At 62.9% G+C, this 16,865-nt stretch carries 15 protein-coding genes; 4 read left to right on the forward strand and 11 right to left on the reverse strand.

Annotation, left to right across the window (positions count from 1 at the left end):
- Window positions 1–44: 44 nt before the first annotated feature.
- From ET524_RS02830 to ET524_RS02875, 10 genes are all read right to left on the reverse strand, one after another.
- Entirely contained in the window at window positions 45–956 is a 912-nt protein-coding gene (locus ET524_RS02830) for a molybdate ABC transporter substrate-binding protein (RefSeq protein WP_129423241.1), read from the reverse strand.
- A gap of 243 nt (window positions 957–1,199) precedes the next feature.
- Entirely contained in the window at window positions 1,200–3,035 is a 1,836-nt protein-coding gene (locus tag ET524_RS02835; protein WP_129423242.1) for an MATE family efflux transporter, read from the reverse strand.
- Window positions 3,036–3,041: 6 nt separating this feature from the next.
- The gene (locus ET524_RS02840) at window positions 3,042–4,823 is read right to left on the reverse strand and encodes a GH3 auxin-responsive promoter family protein (protein ID WP_129423243.1); all 1,782 of its coding nucleotides are present in this window, start codon (window positions 4,821–4,823) and stop codon (window positions 3,042–3,044) included.
- 9 nt (window positions 4,824–4,832) lie between these two features.
- Window positions 4,833–5,135 carry an STAS domain-containing protein gene (locus tag ET524_RS02845; RefSeq protein WP_129423244.1) on the reverse strand — a complete coding sequence of 101 codons (303 nt, stop codon included), beginning with the start codon at window positions 5,133–5,135 and terminating at the stop codon, window positions 4,833–4,835.
- 26 nt (window positions 5,136–5,161) lie between these two features.
- On the reverse strand, window positions 5,162–6,526 hold the full coding sequence (locus tag ET524_RS02850) for an ATP-binding SpoIIE family protein phosphatase (protein ID WP_161566587.1): 1,365 nt from the start codon (window positions 6,524–6,526) through the stop codon (window positions 5,162–5,164).
- Window positions 6,510–7,508 (reverse strand): hypothetical protein, encoded by a 999-nt coding sequence (locus ET524_RS02855; RefSeq protein ID WP_129423246.1) that lies wholly within the window; start codon window positions 7,506–7,508, stop codon window positions 6,510–6,512. The genes ET524_RS02850 and ET524_RS02855 overlap by 17 nt, the downstream gene beginning before the upstream one ends.
- 198 nt (window positions 7,509–7,706) lie before the next feature.
- Window positions 7,707–8,705 (reverse strand): NAD(P)H-hydrate dehydratase, encoded by a 999-nt coding sequence (locus tag ET524_RS02860; protein WP_129423247.1) that lies wholly within the window; start codon window positions 8,703–8,705, stop codon window positions 7,707–7,709.
- A gap of 258 nt (window positions 8,706–8,963) precedes the next feature.
- Window positions 8,964–9,587, reverse strand: a complete 624-nt coding sequence (gene acpS / locus ET524_RS02865) for a holo-ACP synthase (RefSeq protein ID WP_129423248.1) — start codon at window positions 9,585–9,587, stop codon at window positions 8,964–8,966.
- 473 nt (window positions 9,588–10,060) lie between these two features.
- Window positions 10,061–11,899 carry a glutamine--fructose-6-phosphate transaminase (isomerizing) gene (glmS, locus tag ET524_RS02870; protein WP_129423249.1) on the reverse strand — a complete coding sequence of 613 codons (1,839 nt, stop codon included), beginning with the start codon at window positions 11,897–11,899 and terminating at the stop codon, window positions 10,061–10,063.
- Window positions 11,900–12,262: 363 nt separating this feature from the next.
- Complete coding sequence (locus ET524_RS02875; protein WP_129423250.1) at window positions 12,263–12,637, reverse strand: RidA family protein; 375 nt, start codon at window positions 12,635–12,637, stop codon at window positions 12,263–12,265.
- A 197-nt stretch (window positions 12,638–12,834) separates the two neighbouring features.
- Between ET524_RS02875 and ilvA the strand changes: the two genes are divergently transcribed.
- The 3 genes from ilvA (at window position 12,835) to ET524_RS02890 (ending at window position 15,676) form a co-directional block, all read left to right on the forward strand.
- Window positions 12,835–14,046: a threonine ammonia-lyase gene (ilvA, locus tag ET524_RS02880; protein WP_129423251.1), complete on the forward strand. Its 1,212-nt coding sequence runs from the start codon at window positions 12,835–12,837 to the stop codon at window positions 14,044–14,046.
- A 395-nt stretch (window positions 14,047–14,441) separates the two neighbouring features.
- Window positions 14,442–15,158 (forward strand): DUF3793 family protein, encoded by a 717-nt coding sequence (locus tag ET524_RS02885; protein WP_129423252.1) that lies wholly within the window; start codon window positions 14,442–14,444, stop codon window positions 15,156–15,158.
- Window positions 15,159–15,256: 98 nt separating this feature from the next.
- Window positions 15,257–15,676: a flavodoxin gene (locus ET524_RS02890; RefSeq protein WP_129423253.1), complete on the forward strand. Its 420-nt coding sequence runs from the start codon at window positions 15,257–15,259 to the stop codon at window positions 15,674–15,676.
- A 67-nt stretch (window positions 15,677–15,743) separates the two neighbouring features.
- On the opposite strand, the gene ET524_RS02895 is transcribed toward ET524_RS02890, so the two are convergent.
- Window positions 15,744–16,112, reverse strand: a complete 369-nt coding sequence (locus ET524_RS02895; RefSeq protein ID WP_161566588.1) for a heavy-metal-associated domain-containing protein — start codon at window positions 16,110–16,112, stop codon at window positions 15,744–15,746.
- A gap of 183 nt (window positions 16,113–16,295) precedes the next feature.
- On the opposite strand from ET524_RS02895, the gene ET524_RS02900 reads away from it, so the two are divergent.
- Entirely contained in the window at window positions 16,296–16,700 is a 405-nt protein-coding gene (locus ET524_RS02900; protein WP_201738627.1) for a putative ABC transporter permease, read from the forward strand.
- Window positions 16,701–16,865: the final 165 nt, after the last annotated feature.

Consider the following 16,865-nt stretch of genomic DNA (forward strand, 5'->3'; position numbering starts at 1 on the left):
GTTTGTTGTTGAGACAGCGTGCTCAAGCTGCAAAGCTTAAAAGCTTAGGCCAGCTCGAAGCCCCACTTCTGCCAAATCTCCTGCGCCTTGTCGCTGCTCAGGCACCAATCCAGGAACTCCTGGGTGGCCTCAGCGTTCTTGCAGTTCGAGGTGATGGCGCCGGGGTACACGATGTTCTTGTGCGTGTCAGCCGGCACGGTGCCCACGATCTGCACGCCGCCGAAGCGGTACACGTCGGAGGTGTACACGAACGCAACGTCAACGTCGCCGGACTGCGCATGCTTGCACACGTTGCCCACGGAGGTGTCGAGAACCGGAGCGTAGCCGTCAGCGAAGGTGCCGCCCTTGCCGGAGACGTCCTTGCCCGTCTTGCCCTCGTCGGACGCCGGCGGCAGGTACACACCCACGGTGGACAGGGACTGGCAGGCGTAGTTGCCGGCCGGCACGGACTCGTCGCCCACGCAGAACGTGTACTTGCCGTCAGCGATGTCCTGCAGCGTGACGTCCTTGAGGTCGGTGCCCTCCTTGGAAACCATCACGAGGTCGTTCTTGAACATGTCGACGCGCGTGGAGCTGTCAACGTAGCCCTTCTCCGCAGCGGTGTCCATGGAACCCTTCGAAGCGCTGATCAGCAGGTCAGCGTAGGAACCGGCGCCCAGCATCTCGTTGAGCTCGCCGGAAGCCTTGTACTGCGTGTCGGCGAAAGACACGTTGGTGTGACCGTCGGCGATGTAGGCGGCCTCAACCTCTTCCATGGCCTTCGACAGCGAGTTAGCGGCGAACACCTGCAGCTCGACCTGCTCCTTGTTGTTGTCGGCGGACTGCTCGGTCTGGGTGGAGTCGGACTTCTGCTCCGTAGAGCTGCTGTTGTTAGACGAGCAGCCTGTCAGAGCGAAAGCGCCGACCATGGCGAACGCGCATACGGCCGCGACTACAACGCGAAGTTGCTTCTTCATTGCTTCCCCTTCTTACCTGTTGTTGGATTGCTCCCGCATGCAGCGGCGATGCGCTTTATGCGTTGATGACTATAGTATTCGCAAACCGGTATGCTCGTCAATTGGGAATAATACCCTTTTGAGAATTATTTTAATATGAATACAAGCTTGCAGGTAAACAAACGAAAAGGCCGGCGCCTGCACAGCAGGTCACCGGCCTTTCGCGTTGCTTTCGCCCGCACTCAACAGTTGCGGAAAAGGCAGCTATGCGCCCGGCAGCGTGACCACCACGTTGTTCAGGCCCACCGTATTCTGGTACTCCACACCGCGCACGCCTTGGCGCAGCATGCGAATGCCCACAGCCGAGCACTCGTCGACCGCCGAAAGGTCCAGGTCCATAGGGTTGAACGCCGTGCCGTTGTCACGCAGGCGCAGCACAAGCGTGCCATCGCGCTTCAGGATAAGCTTCACGTCAATGGCCGGGCGCTTCGTTTTGGCGAAGCCGTGCGCAACCGCGTTGCCGGTCATCTCCTCAACCGCCAGTGGCACCAGATAGCACCGTCGCCCGTCCACCTCGTGCTGCTCGCACCATTGCGCCACCTGCTGCGAGCAGGCAACCACGCCTTCGTTGGTGGGTTTGCACGTAAACGACGCGGATGCACGCCAATCCGCCTGAAACCCCGCCGGCAGGTACATCATCTTGTCTAGCAGGGTCACCCTGCCAGAAGCGTTCGCCGCCGCGTCTTCGCTTGCCTCGCCAGGCGCGCCCGCGGCGCCACCTCTGCGCCTCCACAGCACGCAGGCCACGATCAGCTGCAACACCAGCGTGATGGCCTCGCCCACCAAAAACGACGCCCACACCGCCGTGGCGCCCCAGAACCACACGGTGCCGAGCGCGAACAGCACCGCGAACAGGCCCGATTGCCCTACCGCGATGGCGCTTGCGGCGCGCACGTTGCCCGTGCCCTGGTAGTAGTTGACGAACAGCTGGTTGACAAGGTCGATGGGCACGCACAGGATGAACGCGCGGACGGCCACCACGCCGAACGCCTCGGCGTCGCCCTCCAAGCCGAACAGGCCCACCACCTGGGGCGCGAAGACGAACACCGCCGCGCACAGCACGCACGACAGCGCAAGCCCCATGCGCATGCCGGTGCGCAGCGTGCCCTTCAGCGCCGCACGGTCTTCTTCGCCGAAGAAGATGCCGCATAAAAGCGTGGCCGTCTGGCCCACGCCGATGGTCACCGACGAGGCGAACGAGTTCACCGACGACAGCATGGACAGCGCCGCCACCGCGGCGGACGAGGCGACCACGAGCAGCAGCCAGTTGAACACGAACGTGCGCAGCATGACGGTGGCGCGCGTGAGCGAATCGGGCAGGCCCGTTTTCAGCACGCCGCCGAGCTGACGCACATGCGGCAAGGGGTTCACCCACCGCAGCGTATTGCCCTTGCTGGCGAAATGCGTGCAGCACACGGCAACCGCCACGCAGTACGCCAGCGCCGTAGCCAGCCCCATGCCGCGCAGGCCCAGGTCAAGCACGCACACCGCAACCAGGTTGAACACCACATCGCATACGCTCATGCCGACGATGGCCGCGATGCCCAACTGCGGCGCGTTGTCCAGGCGCGTGAAGCCCATGAGCAGCTGCAGCAGCACGATGGCGAACGCGCCGGAGCAGATGCCGCTCAAGTACGCCGCCGTGTCGGCATGAAGCTGCCCCGACGCGGCGCCCAGCAACGTGGCCAGCGCATCGGCACCGGTCACGCCGCCTACCGACAGCGCCACGCCCACGACCACCGCCGCGAACAGCGACACGCTGAACAGCACGTTCACGCGCTCGGCGTCGCGGTTGCCAAGCGCCCGGGCGCACAGGGCCACCGCGCCCGTCTCAAGGATGCCGGCGCACCCCGAGAACAGCATGAACACGGACAGCGACATGCCGATGGCGGCCACCGCGCCCGACCCCAACAAGTTGCCGGCGATGACGTTGTCGATCATCATGCCGAGCGTTGCCGACAACGTGATGAGGATGGACATGGCAAGGTACTTGCCGAACGTCCGCTTGATAAGCTCGCTGTTCTCGGTCTGCGCCCCCATGGCTTCCTACCCTTCGATTTCCCCGTCGATGAGCGCGAAGAAGAAGCGCCGCTTCTGCTCGGTGTCGATGATGTGCACCGGCTTGATCTGGTTCGGGGCCTTGCCGTGCATGACGCGCATGTCGCGCCACAGCTGATTCGTCTCGTCCTGCAGCACGCGCGCAACGGCGGGCGCAAACGTGCCGTCTTCGGTCATGTAGTCCACGTCGTAGTTGCCCGCGCGCAGCTCCTCGTCGGTGATGCGCGACAGTTCGGCCAGGTCGATAGCCGCGTGGTCAGCGTGATAGAACTCGAACAGGTACTCGTAGCGCGCCGGATGGTGATCGACGTTGGGATACACGCTGAAATCGACCAGGTCAAGGCCCGCGCGCTCGGCCACCTTGTCGGCCACCTTGCGCAGCACCATCTCCGTGGTCTTCTCGCCATGCATGTTCACCGTCTGGTCCAGGCGGAAGAGGAACTCCATCGTGGGCATGGTGCCCTTGTGGCCTACGCAGCGGATGGCGTCGCGCATCTTATAGCGGTAGAAGCCCGAACGGCTCGTGATGATGACCTCGTAGTCGTGGCCTTCTTCCAGGTCCTCGACGCCAAGCGTATGGCTGTAATCGGGATCGTCGACTGGCACGAACTCGAAGTACACGCTGCGAGGCAGCAACACGCTGGCGGGGTTATCCAGCTCAAACGGCACCGAGAAGGCACCTTCCGATGCGCTGTAACCGGTGTAGAGGATGTGCACGTCGTTGCCGATGAAGCGGCGCAAACGCTGGGTGTAGGGCGCGAAGCCGCCGCCGGCGACGCTGCGGATGACCAGCAGATTCGGCCACATGGCGGGCGTAATGGGTTCGTCGAAGCCGCGCTCGAAGATGGCGCGAAGCTCGGCGGCGCGCTCGGGGTTCGGCTTGATGCGCGCTTCCAGCGCGGCGCGCACGTCGGCCGGCATCTGGATCGAAGGGTCGATGGTGCCGCACTCGATGTCGCGCACGAGCAGCTCCCAGCTGTCCTCGATGTAGCGCATCAGATCGAGCACGCCGGTGATGAACACCGAAGAGATATCGCGGATGTCGCGCTCTTCGATGGCGAAACGCGCGTGCAGATAGCGCGTGTCGGTGCCGGGCTTGGTGAACACGGCCTCGTCGGGGCTGGTGGTGGTCGCCGCCAGGTACGGCCTGCCCTCCGCGATGGCCTTGCACGACAGCGACCCGAACGAGATGCCGCTTTTCAGCGTGTCGTAGTGGCTTTCGATGAGCGTGAGCATGCGACCGCCGGCCAGGCCCTCGCCCGCGCCCACGTAGCTGCGGTAATAAGTGTACGCGCCCGAGTAGCCCATGAGGATTTCCGCCATGCGCTTGGTATAGGGAATGCCCTTGGGGTTGCCCATGGTGCCCGAGGTCTCGTTGAAATGCACGATCTCCTCGGTGGTCACCACGCCGCGCGTTCCGTGCTCCATCACCTCGTAGATATAGCCGGCATAGTCGTCGTACGTGGTGAACGGGACGCGGGCCTTGAATTCTTCGACCGTCTTTATGTTCGCGAAGTCGTGCTCGCGACCGAACGGCGTGTCCTTGTTCGCCTCGATCATCTCGAACAGCAGCTCTTCCTGCACCTCGCGCGCATGCAGCACGTCGGCCTCAAGCTGCTGCTCAAGGGCCTTGCCCGCCGCATATTGGCGCTCGTGCATCATGGCGCGCAGCGTCGCCACATCGGGCATCTGCGCGGGCGCTGCCGCCGCAGGCTGCTCGCTACGTGCATCGTTGCTGGTCAGTTCTGCGATCTTCTCGTCATGCGCCATAGCCGCCCCTTACTGTTCGACCGTCAAGATCTCGGTGAAGCCGGTGGCGTCGAGCACATCGGCGATGTACTCGTTGGGATGGCGCAGCGTAAGGCCGCTGCCCACCTTCGCCAGCTCCTTGTGCGCGAACAAGAACACGCGCAAACCGGCGCTCGAGACGTACTGCACATCGATCAGGTCGATGGCCAAGTTGGTGACGCCTGCGAGGTTTTCCTTCAGGTACGCCTCAAGCTCGGGCGAGGTGTTCGTATCCAGGCGGCCGGACAGGGCCACCTCAAGCGCCTCGCCGTTTTTCGTTGCCTTGATTTCCATAGGGGTCCTTTCTCGACGGTAGATGGTTACACGAATCGCTTCGTCATACGTAAGATGTTGCGGCCATCGGCGCGCGTGTAGCGCAAGTCGTCCATGTATTTGCGCATAAGTAAGATGCCCAGGCCGCCTTTGCGCTGCTCGTCGGTGGGGTCGACCTTCTTCGGATCGTGCGACAGAGGGTCGTAGGCTATGCCCTGGTCGCTGAACACCAAGTGCAGGCAGCCGGCGCGCTCGTCGACGGCAACCTCGATGTCCACCGGCAAGCGCGGCTGGCCGTCGGGGAAGCCGTAATGGCAGATGTTGACGAATATCTCCTCGCACACCAGCATCATCTGCGCCAGCAGCTTCGGCGTGCGACCTTCGCCTTCGCACAGAGGCTCCAGGAAGGCGAACAGGTTGTCCAGCTGCTCGTCTTGCGCCGGCAGCGTCAGGCTTGCGATGGGCAGACTCCAGCGGAACGCCAACATGGTGATGTCGTCGGCTTGCGGCGCGTTGCCTGCAAATGCGTCCACGCTTGCGGCCAGGGCATCCACTGCCGCCTGGGCAGACGACCCGCGCGGGGCGCCGCCCGCCGCCGCAGCGCCGGTTTGCGCAGCGGCGTCCAAGGCGGCAAGCGTTTGCAGCAAGCGCTCTTCGCCGTACAGCTGCTCGCGCTCATCGGCGGCTTCCGACACGCCATCGGTGTACAGCAGCAACCCGTCGCCGGGGCTGCACGTGAAGCTTCCCTCGCTATACTTCACCACGTCCATGGCGCCAAGCACCAGCCCCGGGCGGCACGTCAGATAGCTCAGACGACCGTTTTGCTTGAGCACGGGCGGATTGTGGCCCGCGTTCGCATAGCGCACTTCGCCAGTGGTCGTGTCAACAACGCACGCGAACGCCGTCACGAACAGCATGGCGTCGTTGCGCTCGCACAACTGGCGGTTGGCCAGGGTAAATGCCGTGCCCAGGTCCTCGGTTTCCAGCAGGTATTGGCGCAGCAGGCTTTGCGCGCGCATCATGAACAGCGCGGCGGGCACGCCTTTGCCCGACACGTCGCCAATGACGAACGCCACACCGTGCTCGCCCACTTCGAACACGTCGTAGAAGTCGCCGCCCACCTCGCGCGCCGGGCGCATGAAGCCGGCGATATCAAGCGCGAAGCGTTCCGTGAACGAGTCGAAATCGTGCGGCACGGCACTCATCTGAATCTGCTTCGCCACGTCAAGCTCGGTGGCCGCACGTTGGCGCTCGGCCGTGACGTTGTACAGGCGCTCGATGAACCCCACCATGTCGCGGCGCATCTTGTTCGTGGACTCGAACAGGTCCGCGATTTCGTAGCGCGGCATCGTGCCGCGTTCGTCCACGGCGATGAGCGTGTCGCGACGCCCCTGCTCAACGTCGGTTTCCATGCGTTCGATGAATGTTTGCTGGTCGTAGGCAAGCACCTCGATCGGGCGCGTGAAGCGGCGCTCCAGGAAATGCAGGAACGCGAACATGGGTAGGAAAAAAAAGCAGCGTCAGCAGCGCAACCTCGAAGTACATGGTGTACACGACCGTCTGGAAACTCTCCTCGTCGCCCGACGCGAAGAAGATGATGGCCAGCGAGATGCCAAGCAGCAACAGCGCCGAAGCCACCACGAACGTGATAACGAAACGCTGCGTGAGGTTCGCTTCCGTGGTGTTGCGATACGGGACATGAATCCAATGCGGCGCGGTTGGCGTCAGTGGACTGCGCTCAAGCACGTACAGCAGCGGCAGGCCAACGTACAGCAGCATCCACACGTTGTTAAGCCCGCGCATGGCGAACGTAGGGCCCGACTCGGGCGAGGCGCCCACGAACAGATACACCGCCATGTTGACGCATGCGCTGTCCACCAGGGCAAGCGCCATGTACAGCGCCGTTTTCGACGCCGAATCGAACCGCGGATACGGGCGCGCGCTCTTGCGATTGACGGCGTACCACGCCCAACGCGGCAAGCCGTTGTACATAATCTGTATAACGAAGTAACCCGCAAGCATGAAGGGCGTGGCGCCTTCGTGCAGAATGTCGGACACCAGGTTCGCCGCCGCGCAGCCAAGGATGCCCGGCAGGCCGAAGAACAGGCCGAGCACCGGGCCAAACGCCGATGCCGGGCGCACCTGCACGATGTCGTTGAACTGAGGGACGGCAAGAAAGGCTTCGAGGACTACCAGATACACGATAAAGCAAGCAGCGCCGATGCCCAACGAGTGCTTCCAGGTTCGCCGAGCGTGCGCCGCCGGAGCATTTTCGGGCGCACAGGAGCTTGCACCTTCTGCCTCATCGGAAGAGGCAGGCCCAGGCGTTGCATAGTCTTTCGGTTGAACCGAACCCATTGCCTTCCCCCGCATCTGCTCGCCGAAAACGTCCATCGCGTTTCTTTCGCCCTTACTATACCGAATGCCTTCAGCGTAAGCGAAGGCAAACGCCAACGGTGTGCGAAAACAGGCATTTGCGACACGAAGCGGGAAGCCGCGTACTTGCGCTTGACGCGAGGGCAAGCCCCACGTTCCCTTTGCTGCCAAAAGCCTGGTCTAGGAGGAGATAGATCGGCAAGCGACGCGCGAATGCTACGACAGCGAGGCGATTGCTTCGGGAATGGCCGCCACCACGTCTTCGGCAACCACGCAGATGCTGGTCAGGCGCTTGGCCGTTGCCTGCGCGGCGCGCGCATGCAACGTGGCGGCAAGCACGCAGGCGTCAACAGGAGCAAGCTTTTGGGCAAGCAACGCCGCGGTCATGCCGGCCAGCACGTCGCCCGTGCCCGCCTTCGCGAGCGCGGGCGTTCCGTCCGACATGCGCACGACGGTTTCGCCATCCGATATATAGGTAGTGGGGCCTTTCACCATGGCGGTGACGCCGTAGGCTTGCGACAACAGCAACGCCAGCTGCGCCGGGTCGTCGGTGGGAAGCTCAAGCGGCGCGGCAAGCCGAGCGGCCTCGCCCGCATGCGGCGTGATGACGGTGGGCAGGCCGTCCACAAAGCGACGGCGCAGCAACAGGCGGCCCTCGGGAGAGGTCAGCGCGTCAAGCGCGCCGCCGTCAACGAGCACCGGAGCCGCCGCGCCGTCAAGGACGGCGCACGTCAGCTGCGCCGAAAGCGCGTCGTCGGCGCTAAAGCCGCTGCCCACAAGGAACGCCAGCGGGTGCTTCGGGCGCGCAGGGCCCAGCGCTTTCGGGCGCGGGACCGCGTACAAGGGACGCGCTGACCTGGCAGGATGATGCGGCGCGGCCAAGCCAGGCGCCGCGGGCGCAACAAGCGGCGCCATAGCGGCGCCGCGCTCGTCGGGATCAAGCTGCGCGTAGGCCGCCAGCTCGTCCCACGCGCGCACCACCAGCGACGGGCTCGCCGCGCGAACCGCCGACACGGACTGCGGCGCGCAAACAACTTCGGTATACCCCGCACCCATGCGCTGCGAGGCCGTAGCCGCCAAGCACGCGGCGCCCGGATAGTCCGCGCAACCCGCAACAAGCGTCACCTTGCCGCGCGAGTATTTGTTCGCCGCATCGTCGGGCCAAGGAAGCAACGCCGCTACCTGCTCCAACGTGTACTTTTTCGTCCGCCGCATCTTCCACTCGCTCCTAACCGGCCGCCCACATTTTCCGCAAGTGTACCCCAAGCATGTAAACCCTCAGTAAAAAATAATCGCACAGGCCTTGTTTGCCCTCAAGAAGCCCGCGAGCAACCGCCGCGTCATCCGCAGAGCACAAAGTTTCTCTTTGCTTCGATTGGACTTGCCGCCCGCACACTGCCTCTGTAGGTGTTGGCGCATGTCGCCCGGCGGGGTCATCTGGGGCGTGCTGTGGTTGCTGCGTTTGAGAGAGCTTTACGCTTCCTTGGCGTTTTGTGCGTCGCGCACCATGTTCATGGCGGCGTGGGCATCGGGGACCTGGGGTTTTACGGTTGCCGGCTCGGCTGCGTCAAGGTCGTCGAGCAGCGTGCGCGCTTCCTTGAACTGGCGCGCAAGCTCTTCCATCGGGTCGCGGCGCTGCTGCTGCGCGCGCACCGAGCCCTCCGTGATGGCCATGGCACAGGCCACGGCATCGGTATGCGTGAACGAAAGCGAAAGCGGCAGCTCGCGCACGCCAAGCGACTGCGCCACCTGCTTCGCGCGGCCCGAAAGCACTGCGTACGGGCGACCCTTCGACATGCGGCGAACCTCGACGTCGCGCACGCCGATGCCCTCGGAAAAGCCCGTGCCCAACGCCTTGAGCACGGCTTCCTTCGCGGCAAAGCGCGTGGCGTAGTGCACCTCGGGCTGCGAGGTGGCATCGCAATAGCAGCATTCCTCGCAACTGAACACCTTGCGGGCGAACGCGGGGGAACGTTTCAGGATCTTGCGCATACGCTCGATTTCCACAATGTCCACGCCCAGGCCAACCGCGCCATCAACAGCGCCGAACAAGCCTTCCACCTGCGAAGATGCAGCAACGTTTTCACTATTCGCCATAGTTTGCCTCTTGTCTGCCACAGACAGCCTTTCCCACATCGCTTCGAAGCCGCGCACCAGCGCCATAGTTCAACACGGCGAGCGCACCATCTATCTTCTTGACCGCTATTGTACGCAAAGGCGAAGGCCGAAAGCCGATCAGCCCAAGCGGCAGCGCACCAAAACCACGCAGCATTCCAGAAAGCTCCGCCAGGCCAAAATCGGTATGCGAACGGCAGAACCCGGTTGCCGGAGACGGCAGGGGGGGGCGGGACAGATACTGCCCGTCCGCTTTAGCGGCGTTTGACCGCCTCAGCCCGGCAATCACGAAAGCACGATGCGAAAGGTGCTGCGCGAGCAGCGGAAGGGGGCCCAACGCTCGCCCATCTTGACTCCAACGGTCAACGCACTTCCGCGATCGCAAAAGAGGCGCCCCAAGTTGTAAACTTGGGGCGCCTTGTCTCGCGGCAAATTTTCGCAGGTCAAACTGCGCGTTACTCCACCGTTACGCTTTTTGCCAGGTTGCGCGGCTGGTCGACGTCGCAGCCACGGGCCACGGCGATGGCGCGCGCCAGCAGCTGCAGCGGCACGCTGGCCGTGATGGCGGAAAACGCGTCGCGCACCTTCGGGATGTAGATGACGTGGTCGGCGTGCTTGCGAATCTCCTCGTCGCCTTCCGTGGCAATGGCCACCACCATGGCACCGCGCGCCTTGCTTTCCTGCAGGTTCGACACCAGCTTGTCGTACACCGGGCTTTTCGTGGCCACGGCAATGACAGGGAACCCTTCGTCGATCAGCGCGATGGGGCCGTGCTTCATCTCGCCGGCCGGATAGGATTCGGCGTGCAGGTAGCTGATTTCCTTGAGCTTGAGCGCGCCCTCGCGGCTGACCGCCGCGCCCATGCCGCGGCCCACGAACAGCGCGCTGCGGGCGTCTTTACACGCCAGCGCCGCCTCCTCGATGGCCGGCTTGCACTCGGCCAAGATGCGCTCGACCTGGTCGGCGGTATCGGCCAGCTCGCGGAACAGCAAGCGGATCTGATTCATCTTCAACTTACCCTTGACCTGCGCCAACAGCATGGCAAGCAATGTCAGCGACACTACCTGGCCCAGGAAGGACTTCGTGGAGGCAACGGCAATCTCCTTGTTGGCCTTCGTGTAGATGACGCCATCGGACTCGCGCGCCACGGGGCTTCCCACCACGTTGGTGATGCCAAACACGCGGGCGCCCTTCACGCGCGCGTCGCGAATGGCAGCCAGCGTGTCGGCCGTCTCGCCGGACTGCGACACCGCCACCACCAGCGTGGTTGGCGTGATGATGGGGTTGCGATAGCGGAATTCGCTGGCCACTTCGCATTCACAGGGGATGCGCGCCCAGCCTTCAATGAGGTTCTTCGCAATGAGGCCGGCGTGGTAGCTGGTGCCGCACGCGATAATGTACACGCGATCGATGAGGTTGAGCTCCTCAACGGACAGGTCCAGCTCGTCGATGGACAGCGCGCCGCCCACCAGGCGCCCAGCCAGCGTGTCGCGGATGACGCGCGGCTGCTCGTGAATCTCCTTCAGCATGAAGTCGGGGTAGCCGCCCTTTTCGGCCACGTCGAGGTCCCAATCCACGTGCGTGACCTTCGGCTGCTCGATGACCTGGCCAGATGCGGTGTAGTACGTCACGCCTTCAGGCGTCAGGCGCGCCATTTCGCCGTCGTTCATAACCACCACGTCGCGCGTGGCGTCGATCATGGCGATGATGTCGCTGGCAACGTAGGCACCGTCTTCGCCCTGGCCCACAACCAGCGGCGAGTCCTTGCGCGTGGCCACGATGGTGCCCGGCTCGTCAGCCGACGTCACGGCCAGCGCGTAGGCGCCCACCAGGCGCTCGCACGCTCGGGCCACGGCCGCCATCAGGTCGGGCGCGCCTTCGGAAAGCGCCTGCTCAACCAGGTGCGGAACCACCTCGGTGTCGGTGTCGCTGGTGAACGTATGGCCAGCTGCCTGCAATTCCTCGCGCAAATCGGCGAAGTTCTCGATGATGCCGTTGTGCACCACCGCGATGCGGCCGTCGCAGCTGGTGTGCGGATGGGCGTTCGCCTCGCTCGGACGGCCGTGCGTGGCCCAGCGAGTGTGGCCAATGCCGCACGTGCCCGCAAAGTCGAAATGCCCCAACGTGTGCGCCAAGCTGGAAACCTTGCCCTTGCGGTGGACGACCTCAAGCTTGCCGTCCTGATAGATGGCCACGCCGGCGCTGTCGTAGCCGCGATATTCAAGCCGCGACAGGCCCTCGATCAAGACGCCTTGGGCCGCTCGCGTGCCCGTGAAACCAACGATTCCGCACATGCGCATCGCTCCTTTGCCGTTAAGGATTGCATCCCGAACATGGCGTGCGGCCTGCGCAAACGCGAGCCGGCCGCATGGTCGGGCTTGTCGTACCCGCCTATGGTACACAAGCGAAAACCCACGCCCGCGCACCTGCGCACAATCTCTAGCGCAAGCGCCGCTTACCCCGCGCAAGCCGCCGTTTGCGGCGTGCAAAACCATGCTCAGCTCGCAAGCTTCGGCGCAAGCGACGCGACCAAAGTAGTAAGCGCACTAAAAACGGGGCGCCGTACAAGCGACGCCCCGTCCGCAAACAAACCCTGCAGGCCCTCGCGGCTTGCATGTCTCTCACCGCTCGCAAGCAAAACCCGCAAGCCCTTCGCGCTACACCTCGGCGATGACCTCGACCTCCACCAGGGCGCCCTTCGGCAGCTTCGCCACGCCCACGGCCGAACGTGCGGGGCGCGCATCGCCGAACGACTTGGCGTACTCGGCGTTGAACGCCGCAAAGTCGTTGATATCGTCAAGGAAGCACGTGGCCTTCAGCACGTGGTCGAAATCGGTGCCCGCCTCGGCCAGAATTGCCGCCACGTTCTTCATGACCTGCGCCGTCTGCTCCTCGATGGTGGTGCCCACCAGCTCGCCGGTTGCCGGGTCGAGCGCAATCTGACCGCTGGCGAACAGCAAGTTGCCGGACACGCGGCCCTGCACGTACGGACCGATTGCCGCCGGAGCGTTCGGGGTGGCGATAACCTTCATGATGACCTTCCTTCCGGGCGCAATGGCCCCTCTGCGCAAAGCGCGTCTTGCCCAGCGCGGGCGCCGCAGGCAATAAATTACCGCGCAGCGGCAGCTATTTTGTCGCGCTGATATGGAACATCCCCTATTTTACCGCGCGCACGGCTATGATGGTTCCCAACACAAAACCGTCGCGAACAAAGCCAAAGGGGTGAACTATGCTGACGCTGGATGCATTCGAAGAAGCAGCCGCCAAAGTCAAGGAAGTTACACAGGAGACGAAGCTTATTGAAAGCTCCTACTTCAGCGAGATTTCCCACAATCGCGTATTTTTCAAGCCCGAGAACATGCAGCGCACCGGCGCATACAAGGTGCGCGGCGCCTACTACAAAATCAGCACGCTAACCGACGAGGAGCGCGATCGCGGCCTCATCACCGCATCGGCCGGCAACCACGCGCAGGGCGTCGCCTACGCCGCGCGCCATTACGGCGTGAAGGCCACTATCGTCATGCCCACCACCACGCCGCTCATCAAGGTTGAGCGCACGAAAGCGCTCGGCGCCGACGTGGTGTTGGCCGGCAACGTCTACGACGAGGCCTACGAGCACGCACTGAAGCTGGCCGAAGAAAACGGCTACACGTTCATCCACCCGTTCAACGACCTGGGCGTTGCCACGGGCCAGGGCACCATCGCCATGGAAATCGTGCAGGAGCTGCCACTGGTCGACTACATCCTGGTGCCCATCGGCGGCGGCGGACTGGCCACGGGCGTGTCCACGCTGGCCAAGTTGCTGAACCCGCACATCAAGGTCATCGGCGTGGAGCCCGCCGGTGCCGCTTGCATGAAAGCCTCGCTTGAAGCCGGCCACGTGGTGAAGCTGCCCAGCGCGAACACCATCGCCGACGGCACCGCCGTGCTTGAGCCGGGCGACAAGATCTTCCCCTACATCCAGCAAAACCTCGACGGCATCATCACCGTTGACGACGATGAGATCATCGTGGCCTTCCTGGACATGGTGGAGAACCACAAGATGATCGTGGAGAACTCCGGCCTGCTGACCGTGGCCGCCCTGCGTCACCTTGATTTCGAAGGCAAAAAGGTTGTGTCCATCCTGTCCGGCGGCAACATGGACGTCATCACCATGTCGTCGGTGGTGCAGCACGGCCTCATCCAGCGCGACCGCATCTTCACCGTCAGCGTGCTTCTGCCCGACCGCCCCGGCGAACTGGTGCGCGTGGCGTCGGTCGTCGCTGACAACAAAGGCAACGTCATCCGCCTCGACCACAACCAATTCGTCAGCACGAACCGCCAGGCCGCCGTGGAGCTGCGCGTCACCATCGAGGCGTTCGGTCCCGATCACAAGAAGCAGATCGTCAAGGCGCTTGAGGACGAAGGCTTCCGCCCGAAGCTTATCCAGGCGCACCTGTAAGCACCCGCGGGTCTACCCGCGCGCAGCATAACGCCGTAAAGGCCCCTGACCTCGCGTTTCTAAAACGCTGCAGGTCGGGGGCTTGTTTGTTGCCCGCCAAGGTTCCGAAAAGCCCCGTGCACGCCGGGTGAGCAGCGCCGCTGGACCTGCGGCAACGCAACGGGCAAAGGCGTCAGCGGGCAAAGATTATCCGAAACTAGCAACGCCGCAAAACGCAAACTAATGGGAGTTTGCGCTCACAAGCGCAACGCAACAAGCAATTCCCCACAGACCGGACGACCGATCACACCCGCTCACGTTGCTTCGCAGTCGATTTGCAATGTTTTTCAAAATGTAAGTTGACTACGGATTACTTATTGTTACTATGTTAGCCGTTTCGTACTTTAGGAGGCAGCATGAGAACAACCGCAGCTAGCAATTTGCTTGAGCGAAAACTCGTCCACCACTGCTCCCCCACGCTTGCAGGACTGAAGCCGGCGAATCTTTTTGTGTGCCGTGAAGGAATCGAGCACGACGACAATCCCGGAATGCGCACGCAAAATAGCCGCCTGAACTCGGGATCCAGCGCGCTCGCACCCGAGCCGTGCCGGTTCGCCCGCGAACTTGCCGCATGCCGCGCGAAGCTTGAGCCCTGCGGCGTGCGCATCGAAGTGCTGGCGCGCCGCAAAACTGGGCTGCTGTTGTACGTCTACCGTCCAACTATGCTGAAAGCAAGCCTTTCGCAGCCCAACATTGTCCAGTACCTGCAAAGCGAAGGCTACAACCCTGCCGACCTTTCTGCCTGCATCCTGAAACTGCACCGCCGCATCTGCGGCACCGACCTTGCCGCCACGCTTTCGGAAAGTTGCGCATTCCCCCACGAAATCGGTTTCTTCTTGGGCTACCCCTTCGACGACGTCATCGGTTTCATCGAGAACAAGGGCGAAAACTGCCTGTGCACCGGCTGCTGGAAGGTGTACAGCCAGCAACGCGACGCGCAAGCGTGCTTCTGCTGCTACAAAACGTGCACCTCGGCCTACGAAGACCTGTACGACGAGGGCGTGCCCATTGACTGCCTGGCCACGCTCGACGACAACTTCCCCGCAGCCGAGGCATTCGCCGCAGCAGGTTGAAGGCCAAAGACCCTGCGCCTTGCGCTCGGCGCGCTTGAGCAGCGCCCCGGTCGTTCGGCACAGACCGACATTTCACACACAAACGAAAGGATTTTCCCATGAGCAAAGTAGCAGTGGTTTTCTGGAGCGGCACGGGCAACACCGAGGCCATGGCCGATCTGGTGGCACAGGGCGCACGCGCCGCAGGAGCAACCGCCGACATCATCCAGTGCGGCGATTTCAGCGCCGACCGCATCGCCGACTACGACGCCTTTGCGTTCGGCTGCCCCGCCATGGGCGACGAAGAGCTTGAGGACGGCGAATTCCTGCCTATGTACGACGAAGTTGAGCCGGCGCTTTCCGGCCAGAAGGTGGCGCTGTTCGGCTCCTACGATTGGAACGACGGCGAATGGATGGAGCTGTGGGAGCAGCGCGCCGAAGAAGCCGGCTTGAACGTGGTGGATAGCGTCATCGCGAAAGACTATCCCGACGACGATGCCGCAACCGACTGCATGCGTCTTGGAGCTCAACTGGCATAACGCAGCGGCGGCTAGACCACTTGCAAAGCGCTGGTCTAGCCGCTATTTCGATTTCCCGCCGCGTCTCTTATCGCTGTATCACGTAGTAGCCGGCATCGCGCAAAACGTCTTTCGCGCGCCCCATGTCAAGCGGCTGCTTGGACAGCACGTGGGCGTTCTTTTCCGCAAGGTTGACGCGCGCCCACACGCCATCGATGCCGTTCAGTGCATTTTCCACGGCAGCCACGCACTTTTCGCAAGTCATGCCGCCAACGGGCACATCGGTGGTGTACGGATAGTTCGCCTCGTCGGTATCAGTCACGTGCACGCGACGGGCCTTCTTCGCGCTTTTCTTGCCGCAGCACGACCCATCGCCGGAAAACGTGCGGATAGCCTGCCGTCCAGCAAAAAAGCCAGCGACAACGATTGCTATGCAGATAATCACGGTTGCGACCATAGCTTCCTCCTCATAACTTCTGAAACTTAACCGATTGTAACACTTTGGCGCAACCAGGCCATTTACTTCTGCTTCTTCAGCATGGCGGGCCATTGGATGGAAATCCTTTACTGCAGCTTCATGAATATCTTCGGCATCGTGGACGCCGATTCGCTGGTGTGAGACAACCCCCTGCATCCGTTCATGGTATACGGCATCGGCGTGCTGGTGTGCGCCATCGCCCTGGTGCCGCTACGCATCCAGCTGGCAAAACGTCGCAAAACCATGTGGGGCGCCGCACTGGAATTCTTCGTCATCACCGTGCTGGTGTGCATGGCTATGGAGCTTGCCATGGGCTTTCTGCTCAACCAGCCCGATGCCGCGGGCAACTACCCGCTGTGGGACAACTCGCAACTGCCCGGCAACATTTTGGGCCAGGCGTGGATCGTGAACGACATCTGCCTGGGCGTCGTGGCCATGCTGTACACGTGGGTCATCTACCCGCTGTGCCAAAAGGCGCTGGCAAAAGTGCCCATCCGCGTCATGCGCCCCGCTGCGGCAATCGTTGTTGCGGGCTTTGTGGTGCTGTGCGTGGTGAAATTCGCGTAAGTACGGCAACACCGCCGCACGTTTGGCGGCGTTTCCCGAAATTAGTTACCGAAGAGCGTAACCGTGCTTGGCATCATTCGCACTGCCCCGCAGCAACTCCTTCGTGCGGACGCAGCACAACGCTATCACAAAGAGCACATCGTAACATTTGCCGTTTTCCCTGGT

The sequence above is a fragment of the Senegalimassilia faecalis genome (assembly GCF_004135645.1).
Lineage (GTDB): Bacteria > Actinomycetota > Coriobacteriia > Coriobacteriales > Eggerthellaceae > Senegalimassilia > Senegalimassilia faecalis.